14 protein-coding genes are annotated in these 14,010 nt (G+C 71.3%); 8 read left to right on the forward strand and 6 right to left on the reverse strand.

What is annotated here, in order from left to right:
• The first annotated feature begins 16 nt into the window (after positions 1 to 16).
• On the forward strand, positions 17 to 982 hold the full coding sequence (locus FFT10_RS19750; protein WP_137734717.1) for a tripartite tricarboxylate transporter substrate binding protein BugE: 966 nt from the start codon (positions 17 to 19) through the stop codon (positions 980 to 982).
• A gap of 22 nt (positions 983 to 1,004) precedes the next feature.
• Entirely contained in the window at positions 1,005 to 1,931 is a 927-nt protein-coding gene (gene xerD, locus FFT10_RS19755; protein ID WP_137734591.1) for a site-specific tyrosine recombinase XerD, read from the forward strand.
• Between the two features lie 80 nt (positions 1,932 to 2,011).
• Here the strand turns inward: xerD and FFT10_RS19760 are convergent, their stop codons facing one another.
• The 4 genes from FFT10_RS19760 to FFT10_RS19775 form a co-directional block, all read right to left on the reverse strand.
• A complete protein-coding gene (locus FFT10_RS19760; protein WP_162520854.1) occupies positions 2,012 to 4,219 on the reverse strand; it encodes a PQQ-dependent sugar dehydrogenase in 2,208 nt (735 codons plus the stop codon).
• A 115-nt stretch (positions 4,220 to 4,334) separates the two neighbouring features.
• Positions 4,335 to 6,539: a CHASE2 domain-containing protein gene (locus FFT10_RS19765; protein ID WP_162520855.1), complete on the reverse strand. Its 2,205-nt coding sequence runs from the start codon at positions 6,537 to 6,539 to the stop codon at positions 4,335 to 4,337.
• Complete coding sequence (locus FFT10_RS19770) at positions 6,517 to 7,134, reverse strand: OmpA family protein (RefSeq protein ID WP_137734594.1); 618 nt, start codon at positions 7,132 to 7,134, stop codon at positions 6,517 to 6,519. Before FFT10_RS19770 ends, FFT10_RS19765 begins: the two co-directional genes overlap by 23 nt.
• Entirely contained in the window at positions 7,131 to 7,628 is a 498-nt protein-coding gene (locus tag FFT10_RS19775; RefSeq protein WP_137734595.1) for a FecR family protein, read from the reverse strand. Before FFT10_RS19775 ends, FFT10_RS19770 begins: the two co-directional genes overlap by 4 nt.
• Before the next feature lie 312 nt (positions 7,629 to 7,940).
• Here FFT10_RS19775 and FFT10_RS19780 point away from each other — a divergent pair, with 312 nt between their 5' ends.
• The 4 genes from FFT10_RS19780 to FFT10_RS19795 all read left to right on the forward strand — a co-directional run bounded on the left by FFT10_RS19780 (position 7,941) and on the right by FFT10_RS19795 (position 11,145).
• Positions 7,941 to 8,780 (forward strand): hypothetical protein, encoded by an 840-nt coding sequence (locus FFT10_RS19780; RefSeq protein WP_137734596.1) that lies wholly within the window; start codon positions 7,941 to 7,943, stop codon positions 8,778 to 8,780.
• A gap of 78 nt (positions 8,781 to 8,858) precedes the next feature.
• The gene (locus FFT10_RS19785; RefSeq protein ID WP_137734597.1) at positions 8,859 to 9,104 is read left to right on the forward strand and encodes a hypothetical protein; all 246 of its coding nucleotides are present in this window, start codon (positions 8,859 to 8,861) and stop codon (positions 9,102 to 9,104) included.
• Complete coding sequence (locus tag FFT10_RS19790; RefSeq protein WP_137734598.1) at positions 9,097 to 10,029, forward strand: HprK-related kinase A; 933 nt, start codon at positions 9,097 to 9,099, stop codon at positions 10,027 to 10,029. Before FFT10_RS19785 ends, FFT10_RS19790 begins: the two co-directional genes overlap by 8 nt.
• Positions 10,030 to 10,032: 3 nt before the next feature.
• Positions 10,033 to 11,145: a nucleotidyltransferase domain-containing protein gene (locus tag FFT10_RS19795; protein WP_137734599.1), complete on the forward strand. Its 1,113-nt coding sequence runs from the start codon at positions 10,033 to 10,035 to the stop codon at positions 11,143 to 11,145.
• A 36-nt stretch (positions 11,146 to 11,181) separates the two neighbouring features.
• Here the strand turns inward: FFT10_RS19795 and FFT10_RS19800 are convergent, their stop codons facing one another.
• Entirely contained in the window at positions 11,182 to 11,991 is an 810-nt protein-coding gene (locus FFT10_RS19800; RefSeq protein ID WP_306446580.1) for a ferritin-like domain-containing protein, read from the reverse strand.
• A gap of 46 nt (positions 11,992 to 12,037) precedes the next feature.
• On the opposite strand from FFT10_RS19800, the gene FFT10_RS19805 reads away from it, so the two are divergent.
• Positions 12,038 to 12,562 (forward strand): gamma carbonic anhydrase family protein, encoded by a 525-nt coding sequence (locus FFT10_RS19805; protein ID WP_137734601.1) that lies wholly within the window; start codon positions 12,038 to 12,040, stop codon positions 12,560 to 12,562.
• Positions 12,563 to 12,572: 10 nt separating this feature from the next.
• The gene (gene hslO / locus FFT10_RS19810) at positions 12,573 to 13,553 is read left to right on the forward strand and encodes an Hsp33 family molecular chaperone HslO (RefSeq protein ID WP_137734602.1); all 981 of its coding nucleotides are present in this window, start codon (positions 12,573 to 12,575) and stop codon (positions 13,551 to 13,553) included.
• A 27-nt stretch (positions 13,554 to 13,580) separates the two neighbouring features.
• Here hslO and FFT10_RS27685 read toward each other — a convergent pair whose 3' ends face one another.
• Positions 13,581 to 14,003, reverse strand: coding sequence for a hypothetical protein (locus FFT10_RS27685; protein WP_154694093.1), 423 nt, complete (start codon positions 14,001 to 14,003; stop codon positions 13,581 to 13,583).
• Between the last annotated feature and the right edge of the window lie 7 nt (positions 14,004 to 14,010).

Here is a 14,010-nt window from a genome sequence, read left to right on the forward strand (position 1 = left end):
GACCTCTCGCCTGACCATGACCCTGAAGCGTTCCACCTTGCTGCTGGCCCTGGCCGCGGCCCCGTTGGCCGCGCTGGCCCAGGCCTACCCGGCCAAGCCGGTGCGCCTGGTGGTGCCCTTCGCCCCCGGCGGCACCACCGACATCATTGCCCGCGTGCTGGCCGAGAAGATCGGCCCGGCCCTGGGCCAGACCATGGTGGTGGAGAACAAGGCCGGCGGCGGCGGCTCGGTGGGCGCCACCGAGACCGCCCGCGCCACGCCCGACGGCTATGCCCTGGGCATGGCCACGGTGAGCACCACGGCCGCCAACCCGGCCATCAACCCGAAGATCGCCTACAACCCGCTGACCGACTTCACGCCGATCACCAACGTGGCGGCCACGCCCAACGTCATCGCGGTGCATCCCAGCTTCCCGGCGCGCGACTACAAGGGCTTCCTGGCCGAGCTGAAGAAGAGCCCGGGCAAGTACAGCTTTGCCAGCTCGGGCACCGGCGGCATCGGCCACCTGCAGATGGAGCTGTTCAAGAGCCTGTCGGGCACCTTCGTCACCCACATCCCCTACCGCGGCGCCGGCCCGGCGCTGAACGACACCGTGGCCGGCCAGGTGCCGATCATCTTCGACAACATGCCCTCGGCGCTGCCCTTCATCAAGGAGGGCCGGCTGATCGCCATCGTGGTGGCCGCGCCGCAGCGCCTGACCCAGCTGCCCAACGTGCCCACCTTCAAGGAAGTCGGCCTGGAGCCGGTCAACCGCATGGCCTACTACGGCATCTACGGCCCCAAGGGCCTGCCGAAGGAGGTGGTCGACAAGGTGCATGCCGCCGTCAAGACCACGGTGGCGCTGCCCGATGTGCGCGCCCGCATCGAAGGCACGGGCTCGCTGGTGGTGGCCAATGCGCCGGCCGAGTTCGGCGCCCAGATCGCCGCCGAGTTCGACGTCTACAAGAAGGTGGTGGCGGCGCAGAAGCTGTCGCTGGACTGAGCCTCCGGCCCGGCCGCCCGCCATGCCGCTGGACGAGCCCGGCCCGGTGCCGCTGCCGGCGGCCAGCCGGGCCGTGCTGCAGCGCTTCGTCGACGCGCTGTGGATCGAGGACGGCCTGGCGAAGCTGACGCTGGAGGCCTACCGGCGCGACCTGACGCTGTACGCCCACTGGCTGGCCGACCGCAGCGGCCGCGCCATCACCAGCAGCAGCGAGAGCGACCTGCTGGCCTACATCGCCCACCGCCATGCCGGCACCCGCGCCACCACCGCCAACCGGCGGCTGACGGTGTTCAAGCGCTTCTTCCGCTGGGCACTGCGCGAACGGCTGGTGACGGAGGATGCCACCCTGCGCCTGGGCCATGCCCGCCAGCCGCTGCGCGTGCCCCAGGTGCTGAGCGAGGCCCAGGTGGAAGCGCTGCTGGCCGCGCCCGACGTGGCCACGCCGCTGGGCCTGCGCGACCGCGCCATGCTGGAGCTGCTGTACGCCAGCGGCCTGCGGGTGAGCGAGCTGGTGACGATTGCCAGCGTGCGGGTGGACCTGCGCGCCGGCGTGCTGCGGGTGGTGGGCAAGGGCAGCAAGGAGCGCCTGGTGCCCTTTGGTGCCGAGGCGCAGGACTGGATCACCCGCTACCTGGCCGAAGGGCGTGCGGCCATCCTGGCCGGCCAGCAGAGCGATGCCCTGTTCGTCACCGCCCGCGGCGCGGCGATGACGCGGCAGATGTTCTGGGCCCTGGTCAAGCGCCATGCGGCGACCGCCGGCATCACCGCGCCGCTGTCACCGCACACCCTGCGCCATGCTTTCGCCACCCACCTGCTGAACCACGGCGCCGACCTGCGCGCGGTGCAGCTGCTGCTGGGCCACGCCGACATCTCCACCACCACCATCTACACCCATGTGGCGCGCGAGCGGCTGCGCGCGCTGCATGCGGCGCACCATCCGCGTGGCTGAGCCTGGACGCATGACAGGACCTGCGTCCTGGCATGCGCCTGGCGAAGCGGCGGAGCTCTGCGACGCCGTGGGAGAGCGGCTCAGGGCGCCGCGCTGATGCGGTAGATGGCGTTGTCGGTGAGGGAGACGACGTAGAGGCTGCCGTCCGGGCCTTGCTGGATGTCGGTGACCGTGCCGAAGCCGCGCCCGATGACCATGGTCTCGGTCTCGGTGCCCTCGAATTTCTGGGCGCGGAACTGGTTGTCGATCACCTTGTCGGCCAGGCGCGGGTCGGCGCTGGTGTCCACGCCCAGGCGGTCGGCCGTGAGCCGCAGGCGGTACAGGCTGCCGCCATTGGCGCCCACCGCCTGGAAGGCGCGTGCCGAGCCGAACCAGAACGTGCCGTTGTAGGCCGGGCCCAGCCCATTGCCGTCGACAAAGGCAGCGCCCGACGGGCCGATCTCGTAGCGTGCGCTCAGCTCCGGATCCTTGTAGACAGCCCCGGGCAGCATGAACAGCCGCGATCCCGCGGCCGCCGGCGTGTAGGACGCCCGGGTCGGCGGGTAGCGCCGCTGCTGCAGCGCCAGGCCGAACTGCGTGGCCTCGATGGTGCGCCAGTCGCGGATGCGGCTGATCGGGCCGGCGAACTGGATCCAGCCGCCGTTCATGCCGGGCACCAGGCGGTTGATCTCGGAGTAGGCGTCGTCGGCGTTCTCGGTCAGCCACAGGTAGCCGGTCAGCGGGTCGAAGGCCATGCCGAAGCCGTTGCGGTGGCCGTAGGAGTACAGCTTCTGGATGTTGGCGCCGACCTCGCCGCCCAGGCTGGCACCCACCCCGAAGAACGGGTTGTCGGGGGGTGTGGTGCCGTCGGTGTTGAGCCGCAGCACCACGCCGGCCAGGTGGTTGTCGTCGGGCGACGGACCACCGAAGGTGTCGTCCACGAAGGGCGCCACCAGGAAGGGACCGTTGACCAGGTTCTGCAGCCAGCCGCGGCGGCCCTGGTCGCCGAAGAAGATGTAGAGCTTGCCGTCCGGGCCGATGCGCACCGTGCCGCCGTTGTGGTTGCCCTGGGGGTTGGCATTGGCGGTGGTGGTGGGCTGGCCCGGCACCGTGGTGTTGTCGGTCTGCAGCGACCGCAGCTTGATGATGTTCTGCCCGAAGGTCAGCGCATTGCCGTCCCAGATGAACATGTCCACCCGGTTGCCCCGCAGCGGCACGTTCAGCACCACCGGGTTGTCGGCCCCGGTGCTGCTTTCGGTCCAGAAGATGTACACCCGGCCGTTGGCCGAGAACTGCGGGTCCAGCGCCATGCTCAGCAGGCCGCGTTCGGATGCGGAATTCACTGCCAGGTCCAGCACCGGCGTGGGCAGCAGCGTGCCATTGAGCACCCGCTTGACCTGGCCCGAGGCCTTCTCGAGCACCAGATAGTCGTTGCGGCCGATGAACACCATGCCGATGGGCTGGCTGACGCCGGTGCCGAGCACCGTGGTCACCTGGAGCGACGGGTCCAGCAGCGTCAGCGGGGTGGTGTCGGCCAGTGCCGGCCCGGTCAGGCAGGCGGCCACGGCTGCTCCGGCCAGCGCACGGCGCCGCCGGGTGGCGGCCAGGCCGAGCAGCGCCAGGCCGGCCAGCGTCCAGCTGGCGGGCTCGGGCACCGGCTTGCCCGCGTCCACGAAGCGCACGTTGTCCACGCCCATCTGGAATTCACCCAGGTTGTCGGTCTCGGCGAAGCGCAGCCGCAGCGACTGGCCGGCATAGGTGGTCATCAGGCTGCTGACATCGACGCTGAAGCTGACATAGCCGTCGGGCAGGGCCGCGCCATTGGGCGTCTGGTAGAGGTTGAGCAGCACATCGGTGGTCGACACGCTGAAGTCATCGGCGACGCTGTCGAGCAGGATGTCGATGCGGGCCTGCTGGTTCGGCGCGCCGCTGAAATCCAGTGTGTCCGGACTCGGCACGACCGGCACTGACCAGAAGCTCTTCAGCAGCAGGTCGAACTTCAACAGCACGTTGGTGCCGGAGGCCGTGAAGCGTTGCCACAACAGGTGGGCGCCCGGGTCGCCGGCGGAATCCGACATGGCCGCCTGGGTGCCTTCGGTGGGGGCCGCGACCGTGGTGCCGCTCAGGGGGCTGGTGGTGCCGGTCTGGACGCCGAAGCTGCCGCCGTTCACATCGGCGGTCGACCAGCCATTCAGCCCGCTCTCGAAGCCGCCGTTGGTGAGGACCGGTGTGGCGCCGGCGGGCAGGGCCAGTCCGATGGCCGTGGCCAGCGTGGCGGCCGACAGGGTGACGCGGTGCAAGGTCTGCATGGCAAGGCTCCTCCAGGGCGTGCCTGGCAATGTGGCACGCGAGGCCGCCACCGGTCCATACCCCCCCAGTTTGCAGACCCTGTCCGCGGGGCGGGAGAACCCGCACCCGAGCGGATCAGTCCGCCGCTGGCGCGCCCGGCTGACCGGCCAGCACCTGGCGCTGCCATCGGCACAGGCCGGCCAGGCCCGGCTGCTGCTGGAGGACATCCAGCAGTGCATGGGCCTCGACCGGCCGGCCGGCCTGCACGGCCGCCAGCAGCTGCGCCCAACGGGTCGCCACCCCGCCCGCATCGGCCGGCCCCTGCGGTGGCGGCGCCAGCGGCGCCCAGGCCGGCAGGCCGGTGGCGCGGCCGCGCACCGGCAGGGTGCCCAGGGGCAGGCAGGGCGCGTCGCCCAGCGCGGTTTGCGTGGCCTCGCCCACCACCAGCCCGAGACCGTAGCGGCTGCTGAAGGCCTGCAGGCGGGCAGCCAGGTTCACCACGTCGCCCATCACCGTGTAGGCACGGCGGTGGCGCGAACCCATGTCGCCCACCACCACCACGCCGGTGTTGATGCCGATGTTCAGCTGCAGTGCAGGCCAGCCGCGCGCGGCCAGCTCGGCGTGGATCTGCGGGAGCCGGGCCTGCATCGCCAGCGCGGCATCCACCGCATGGCGGGCATGGGCGGGGTCGTCCAGCGGCGCGCCCCAGAAGGCCATCACCGCATCGCCGATGTACTTGTCCAGCGTGCCGCGGTGGGCGCGCACCACGTCGGTCAGGTGCGAGAACAGCAGGTTCATCATCGCGCCCAGCTCGGCCGGCGGCATGCGCTCGGCCACCGCGGAGAAGCCCGAGACATCGGCGAACAGCACCGTCAGCTCGGCGCTGCGGCTGCCCATGGTGTGCCGCTCGGGCGCCAGGCTCATCTCGTCAACCAGCTCGGGCGGCACGTACTGGCCGAACAGCTGGGCCAGCTGCCGCCGCGCGCCGGTGGCCCGCCGGTAGGCCAGCACGCCGTGCAGCACCAGCAGCAGCGGCGGCACCAGCAGGCTGGCGGCCAGCGGCAGCACCCAGCCCTGCTGCGACCAGGCCCACAGGTTCAAAGCCACCGTGCCGGCCACCAGGCCGGCCGCCAGCAGGCAGCCCTGCCACAACGGCCGCCGCGGCAGCTGCCACAGCAGCACGGCCGCCAGCAGCGCCAGACCCGCCACCTGCATCGCCGGCGCCCAGGCCGGCACCACGGCCACCCGCTGCTGCAGCATCCCCGACAGCAACTCGGCATGCACCAGGGTCCCGAGCATGGCGTCGTCCACCGGCGTGCGGTGCTGGTCGATCAGGCCCGGGGCGCTGACGCCCACCAGCACCGCCTTGCCGCGCAGTGCATCGGCCGGCAGCCGGCCGGCCAGCAGATCAGCGGCCGACACCCGGGTGCTGGGCACCGCGCTGAACGGCACCAGGGCCTGGGCCTGCGCATCCACCGGCACCCGCAGTGCACCGGCCGCGCCGCGCAAGTGCAGGGCGCGCAGCGGGCCGTCGGCCGGCTCCAGCGACAGCGCGGCCAGTGCGCCGGGCCCGCCCAGCAGCACCCGGGCCATGGCCAGCGACAGCGTGGGCTGCACGCCTTGCTGGTGCTGCACCAGCAATGGCACCCGGCGCACGGTGCCATCGCTGTCCAGGCTGGCGTTCAGGTGACCGCCGCCCAGCGTGGCGGCCTGCTGCAGCTGGGCCAGGTTGCCACCATGGCCGACCCAGGCCGGCAGCGACGCGGCGGCGGGGCCCAGCATGGCCACCGGCAGCAGCGGCGTCGGCAGCGCGCCCACCTGCGCAGCGCCGGCCTCGTTGGACAGGTGGAAGCCCAGCACCACCGGCAGCCGCTGCAGTGCCGCGGCGAGCTGGCCATCGTCGTCCAGCTGTGGCCGCAGCGTCTGCCAGGCGGCCTGGAAGCCGGCGTCATCACGCAGCGCGCCCTGGGCCAGCCGGTCCACCGCCGCCAGACCGGAGCTCTGGTCGGGCTGGGCCAGCACCAGGTCCAGCCCGACCAGGCGGGCACCGCCGTCCTGCACGGCAGCCTGCAGCAGCGCTGCCAGCTGCCGACGCGGCCAGGGCCAACGGCCATGGTCCGCCAGCGCGCGCTCGTCGATGTCGACCACCACCACCTGGGCATCGGCCTGGGGCGGTGCCAGCATCCGCAGGCGCGCGTCGTACAGGCTGTCGTCCAGCGCCTGCAGCGGCGAACCTGGCCACCAGGCCAGGGCGATCACCAGCAGCACCAGGGCGGCGCCCCAGCGCAGGCCGGATGTGCCGGCCGCTGCGGACAGCTCAGCGGATCTTGATCTCGACACGGCGGTTGCGTGCCTCGGCCACCTCGTCGGCCGTGGGCACGGCCGGTTCGCGCTCACCGCGGCCGGCCACCGTGATCGCCGCGGCCGGCACGCCGCCGCGCACCAGGATCTCGCGCACCGCCTCGGCACGGACGAGTGACAGGCGGTCATTCGCCTCGACCGTGCCCACCCGGTCGGTGTGGCCGGTGACCACCACCTCGGGCGCCGGCAGCTGCGCCAGCGCAGCACGCATGTCCGCCAGCACCGCATCCGCACCGGCCGCCAGCCGGTTGCCGTTGGGCTCGAACTGGACGGTGAACAGCCGGGGACGTGCGGGCAATTGGGACAGCAGCGCACCGTAGGCTTGCTGGACGGCCTGCGCGGTGGTCGTGCCGGGCGCCAGGCGGCCGTCACGCAGGTCGGCCGTGGCATAGGGCGTCTCGAGCTGCAGCCGCTGGCTGCCGGCGGTCACCTCGACGGCGCTGGGACTGCCGTCGGGCTGCGGCAGCAGGATCACCCGGTCACCGGGTGTGCTGCTGCAGCCGGCGACAACGGCCAGCACCGCTGCAGCGCCCAGGCGGCGCCAGGTGCCGAACCTGCAAGCGACGGCTGTCACGGCGCGCCCCGCCCGGCGTCGACGATGAACTCGGTGCCCCGCACCCCGAGGACCACCGTGCGGGTCTGGACCCGCACGTTCGTGGGTGCACGCTTGGCGATCAGGCCCGTGACGAAGGCGGCTGTTCCACGCCACACCGAGGCGAGCATCTGACCGTCCTGGGTGGTGGAGTCGAAGCTGAACGCGGTCACCTGCAGTTCGCTGTCGGGCCCGACGGACAGCAGCGTGTCATCGGCCAGGGCCAGCGCGATGGCGCCGTCGGCGCCGGTGCGGAAGCCGTCACCCACCAGGACGGCCAGTCCTGGTTGGACGGGCGACAGCACGCCGTCCCGCACCAGCGACACCGCACCTGCCACGCGCTTGACCATTCCTGCGGCCGGGGTGGCGGTGGCCACCTGTGCGGTTGCGGGGCTGCTGGTCAAGCCGAGACAGACGGCGATGCACCACACCACCAGGGCGTGACGCAGGAGCTGGAAGCGGGTGTTCCCTGGCATGGATCCAGTGTATCGGCCGGCGGCGTGGCACCGCAGCCGCTTCCGGGCCTGGCGCGCCATGGCAGCCAGCCCGCCATGGCTGCCACATCCACAATGGACAGGACAAACCAGCGGTGGCATGCAAGAGACGGCGGAGGGCTCTGCACGAGGGAGGAATTGGCTGCCCCCGGGCATTTGTTCACACCTCAGATCGGGGGGCAGAGCGCGTCCGTTCATGGGAATACCGTGTCTTTGCTGCTATCTTCGCCGCATTGCGGAACGCGGCGTGCTGTTGGCTGCCTCCGGTTGCACCATAAAGATTCAGGAAGTGACATGAACACCACCCCCCCGCCTGACACCGGCAGCCCGACCCCTTCAACGGAAGACGCGGCGGTGTCCGCACGGCGTCAGGCCATCCTGCGCGGTCTGGGCAAGGGCGGCGCGGCGCTGGCAGCGCTGTCGCCAGTGGTGAGCCATGCCACGCGGGATTTCAAGCTCAAGAATGACGCGCTGCCGGCGCCGGGTTTTGGCTATTGCACCGTGTCCGGTTTTCAATCTGCCGCCATGTCCGGCAGCCCGGCGCCCGCTGTCTGCGGCGCGCTGGAGCCGAAGGACTTCATCGAGCCGTTGACTTCGCTGGACTATGACGCGCTCGTCGGCACGCATGCTTCGGGTGTCACGGGGAGCCCCAAAAAGAAGCTGGCTGCCGCGCTGAACAGCTATTTCGGTGCTGGTGCCAACCTGACCGAGGACGAGGTCGGGCGCACACTGCTCAACAACCCGCCGGCGAAGCTGCTCATCAACGCCACGTCCAAGAAGGCCGTGATCGTCCCCGGTGTGCTGGGTGGCGCAGCATCGCGGACGTCCGGCACCGAACTGCGTTCGACGACGAACTTCCCATCCGACATCAATCCGACCGGGGCGTTCAATTCGCTCTTTTCCACGAGCGCAGAGACCCGCACGCTGCTGGAGGTGCTGCAGGATGGCGTGGCCAGTGCCGCGCCGGCCTCCGCGAACTCCTATGTGCTGGCGGCCTACCTGTCGGTGGCGGCCCCCGGTTCGTCACTGCCGCCATCGCTGAACCGCGGCTACATCCAGCGGCAGTACACCGCGTCCAGCTACGGGCCGGCGAGCAACCTGTACAAGTTCTTCCAGGCGCTGTGCATCGGTTGACCGACCGTCTGTCGCGCCGCCCGGCGCGTGACTGCTGAGACGCCACCGCCCGACAGGCGGTATGCGCTCGCTGGCCCATTGAACTGGCGTTTGCTGGACAGCACCTGGCTGGTGCACAGCAGCGCGAGCGGAGCCACGCTGGCCGCAGACGCGGTGGACGCGGTGTTGCTCGAATTCCTGGGCGACGGCCCGGCGTCGGTGGCAGACCTGACTGCACAGTTGGCAGGCGCATCCGATGCCGTGCTTCCACCCGACGCCGCCCAGGGCATCGAGGCCCGGCTGCTGGCCTGGGTGCAGCAGGGACTGGTCGTGCTGGATGACTGAGGCCGGCGTGCAGGGCCCTGTTCTGACGAACACGTGGGAGGAACGCCTGCGTTCCGGTGGCTTGGTGCTGCAGACCGGACCGTTCACATTCAGCATCCGGTCGCCGCACGCGGGCGTTGCCCGCAATCTGCGCCTTCTCTACGCCAACCACGCCCTACCGGCGGACGACACGCCGGCTGATTTTGCGCTGGAGATTGCAGACGGCGCCGCCTGGCGCCGGTTCTGGCGGCGGCAGGCCTGCTTCGTGTTCGACGGCCGGGCCGTGTTCGAGCCACTGCCCGCAGCCCATGCGTTTGCGTTGCTGGAGTGGTCCATGAACTGGTGCATCTCCAGCCATGCCCACCAGTACCTGATCGTCCATGCGGCCGTGCTGGCGCATGGCGACCGGGCGCTGATCCTCCCGGCGCCGCCCGGATCGGGGAAAAGCACGCTGTGTGCGGCGCTCACCCACAGCGGTTGGCGCCTGTTGTCCGACGAGCTGACCTTGATCGACATGCGGGACGGCCGCATCTGGCCGCTGTGCCGGCCGGTCAGCCTGAAGAATGCGTCGATCCCGGTGATCCGGCAGTTCGCGCCGCAGGCGGTGTTCGGCGAGGTCACGCGTGACACCACCAAGGGCGACGTGATCCACATGGCCGTGCCGCCGGACCACCTGCGGCAGGTGCAGCAGCCGGCACGGGCGCGCTGGATCGTCTACCCACGCTACGTGTCCGGTGCCGACACCCAGTTGCAACCACGGCCGCGCGCCGGGGCCGTGGTGGACCTGGCGCGCAACGCCTTCAATTACCACTTCCAGGGCAAGGCCGGTTTTGACCTGCTGTGCGATGTGGTCGAGGGCTGTGACTGCTTCGATTTCCGCTACAGCCGGCTGCCCGAGGCGATGGCAGCCTTCAACGCGCTGGCCGGCGCAGCGCCTGCAGGCTGAGCCATGCAGCGCGACGCCCTGCAACACCCCGATCTGCTGGCGCAAGTGCTCACCGGCCGTTGCGCGCCGCCGGCGTCGGACGCGGGCTGGCTGGTGCTGCTGTCGCAGGCGCGGCGCGCCAATCTGGCGGCGCGCCTGGCCAGTCACCTGGACGCTGCCGGCATCGCCGTGCCGCCACAGGCACGCTGGCAGCTCGACGGGGCGGTGAAGGCGCAGCGCCACGTCGCGCGGCTGATGGACCTGGAACTGCGCCGCGTGGCGCAGGCGCTGCGGGGCGACGGCGTCGAATTCGTCCTGCTCAAGGGGGCCGCCTACCAGGCCGCAGGCCTGCCGGCTGCCAGCGCACGGCAGTTCGGCGACATCGACCTGCTGGTGCGACGGGCCGATCTCGCCGCGGCCGAGGCCGCCCTGATGGGCGGTGGCTGGGTCAACCTCGACGCCTCCGCCTATGACCAGCGTTACTACCGCGAGTGGATGCACGAGATTCCGCCGCTGACCCACATCGGCCGCGGCTCGGTGATCGACCTGCACCACACGATCGTGCCGCCAACCTCGGTGTTCCGCGTCGACGGTGGCGCGCTGCTGGCCAACGCCTTGCCGGTGGCGGGCAGGCCGGGCCTGCAGGTGCTGCAGCCCGAGGACATGGTGCTGCACAGCATGGTGCATCTGTTCACCGACGGTGAGTTCGACAACGGGCTGCGCGATCTGCTCGATCTGTGGGACCTGGTGCGGCACTTCAGCGCGCGCGATGCCGGCTTCTGGGACAGGCTGCTGGTGCGCGCGGGTCAGCTTGGTCTGGAGCGGCCCCTGCACCATGCGCTGCAACACCTGGAGCGGCTTGCCGGCCCGACCATGCCCGAACGCCTGCGCCCGCAGGTGCGGCGTCTGCAACCACCACTGCCAGTGCGCGGGATGATGCAGTGGCTGCTGGGTGTCGGGTTGCGGCCGCAGCACCCTGCTTGCCGCCAGACAGGTGACGGCCTGGCGCGCTGGCTGCTCTATGTGCGCTCGCACTGGTTGCGCATGCCGCTGCGCCTGCTGTTGCCGCACCTGTTGCGCAAGGCGTGGGTGCAGCGCTTTCCTGCCAAGGCGAGCCCGCAGGCGCCTGCTGCCTGAGGGCGGATCAGCGTTGCGGTGCGGCGGCAACGCCCCTCAGGTGGCGTCGATCAGCCAGCGCAGTTCCCCCTCGCTGAACCCCGCCGCCCGCCGCGCGTCCAGGTTGAACGGCCCGCGCAGCCGCGGCGCTGCGTACCGTGCCACCAGCTGCGGGTACAGCGCCTCGGCATCCAGCCCATCCCGCCGGCACAGCCAGGCGTACCAGTGGTTGCCGATGGCCACATGGCCGATCTCGTCGCGCAGGATCACGTCGAGGATGGCCACGGCGGCCTGATCGCCGGCCTTGCGCAGCTTGGCCTGGATCGGCGGCGTGGCGTCCAGGCCGCGGGCCTCCAGCGTGCGCGGCACCAGGGCCATGCGGGCGACGATGTCATGCGCGGTGGCGGCGGTCATGCGCCACAGGCCATCGTGGGCGTCGAAGTCGCCGTAGTCGTGGCCCAGGGTCTGCAAGTGGGCGCGCAGCAGGCTGAAGTGCAGCGCTTCTTCGCCAGCCACGCGCAGCCAGTCGCGGTAGAAGGCCCCGGGCATGCCGGCAAAGCGCCAGACGGCATCCAGCGCCAGGTTGATGGCGTTGAACTCGATGTGGCAGATGGCATGCAGCAGCGCCGCCCGGCCCGCCGGCGTGAATGGCGAGCGGGTGGGCACCTGGTCGGCCGGCACCAGCCGGGGCAGGGCGGGGCGGCCGGGCAGGTCCGGCGGCGCGCTCAGCGCGGTGTCGGGGTCGATGGCCAGCGCACCGGACTGCAGCGCCTGCCACAGGGCCTGGGTCTGGGCGGCCTTGGTGGCCGGATCGGCCTGCTGCAGCGTGGCCAGCGCGGCAGGGCGGAGCAGGGGGATGGTCGGCATCCCTAGAATCATAGGCTTCGCTCCACGCATCCCACCGCAGCAGCCCATGGCCATCTACCAGCTCGAAGACGACATCCCCGACGTGCACCCCACCGCCTGGGTGGCCGAGAGTGCCGAGGTCGTCGGCCGCGTGACGCTGGGCGAGCAGGCCAGCGTCTGGTACGGCGCCGTGCTGCGCGGCGACAACGACCGCATCACCATCGGCGCCCACAGCAATGTGCAGGACGGCAGCGTGCTGCACACCGACACCGGCGTGCCGCTGACCATCGGCGCCAACGTCACCATCGGCCACCAGGTGATGCTGCATGGCTGCACCATCGGTGACGGCAGCCTGGTGGGCATCCAGAGCATCGTGCTCAACGGCGCGAAGATCGGCCGCAACAGCCTGGTGGGTGCCGGCTCGCTGGTCACCGAGGGCAGGGAGTTTCCCGACGGCGTGCTGATCATGGGCCGCCCGGCCAAGGTGGTGCGTGAGCTCACCCCGGAGCAGATCGCCAACCTGCAGGGCAGTGCCGAGCACTATGTGCACCAGCAGCAGCGCCACGCCAAGCAGCGCAAGCGCATCGGCTGATCGGCCGCCCATGGACCAGCTCCACAAGTTCCTGTTCGAAGGCCTGCCGGTGCGCGGCATGCTGGTGCGCCTGGAAGGCAGCTGGCGCGACGTGCTGGCCCGCCGCACCAGCGCCAGCGACGGCGGCCACGCCTTTCCCGCACCGGTGCGGGCCCTGCTGGGCGAGATGGCCGCCGCCGCCGTGCTGATGCAGGGCAGTCTGAAGTTCAACGGCGCGCTGATCCTGCAGATGCAGGGCGATGGTCCGGTGCGCCTGGCGGTGGCCGAGGTGCAGTCCGACCTGAGCTTCCGCGTGACGGCCAAGGTGGTGGGCGAGGTGCCCGCCGATGCCCGGCTGGAGGCGATGCTGAATGTGCAGGGCCAGGGCCGCTGCGCGATCACGCTGGACCCGCAGGACCGCCAGCCCGGCCAGCAGCCCTACCAGGGCGTGGTGCCGCTGCATGGCGACCGGCGTGAGCCGCTGCAGCAGCTGAGCGACGTGCTGGAGCACTACATGCTGCAGAGCGAGCAGCTCGACACCCGCCTGGTGCTGGCCGCCAACGACGACGTGGCCGCCGGCCTGCTGATCCAGCGGCTGCCGATGGCCGGCGGCGCCAACCTGGCCGGCGAGGTGCTGGTCAGCGCCGACGAGGACCAGATCGGCCGCAGCGAGGACTACAACCGCATCGCGATGCTGGCCGGCACGCTGACGGCCGACGAGTTGCTCACGCTGCCGCCCGAGCAGCTGATGCACCGGCTGTTCTGGGAGGAGACGCTGCGTGTCTTCGAGCCGCAGCCGGCGCGCTTTGCCTGCCGCTGTTCGCGCGAGCGGGTGGGCAACATGCTGCTCGGGTTGGGTGCCGAGGAGATCAACGGCCTGATCGCCGAGCGCGGCGAGGCCGAGGTGGGCTGCGATTTCTGCGGTGCGGTCTACCGCTTCGATCCGGTGGATGTGGGCAGCCTGTTCAGCGCCGGGCGCGAGGCGCCGCCGGCATCGGGCAACCTGCACTGAGCGGCATGCCGCCGGTGCGCGCCGTGCTCAGGCGTTGAGGTTGGTGTTGCTGCGCAGCGGCGCGCTCAGGCCGCTGGCGGTGTAGACGCGGCCGACCGGCGCGGCGGTGCCGGGCATCAGCACGTCGATGGCGCGGTCCAGCGCCGCGGTGGCGCGCGACAGCGCCTCGCGCTGGCGGGCCAGCTGCGCGCTGGCACGGGCCAGACGCAGGCGCATGGCCTCGGGCACGCCGCCATGGCGGGCGGCATGCATGAAGGATTCGACCGCCCGGGCCAGCGCCCGGTGCAGTTCCTGGGCCTGCAGCTCGATGGCCTGGACGTCGCGCTCGCGCAGCGAATCGGCCAGGGCGCCCAGGCGCTGCTCGACATGGGCCACCAGCGGCTCCAGGTCGTCGGCGGGCGTGGCCGGGTCCAGGCGCACATCCACCTCCATGGGCTGCAATCCCGCCACGGGATCC

Source organism: Pseudaquabacterium pictum, from assembly GCF_005403045.1.
In the GTDB taxonomy this organism is placed as follows: domain Bacteria; phylum Pseudomonadota; class Gammaproteobacteria; order Burkholderiales; family Burkholderiaceae_C; genus Pseudaquabacterium; species Pseudaquabacterium pictum.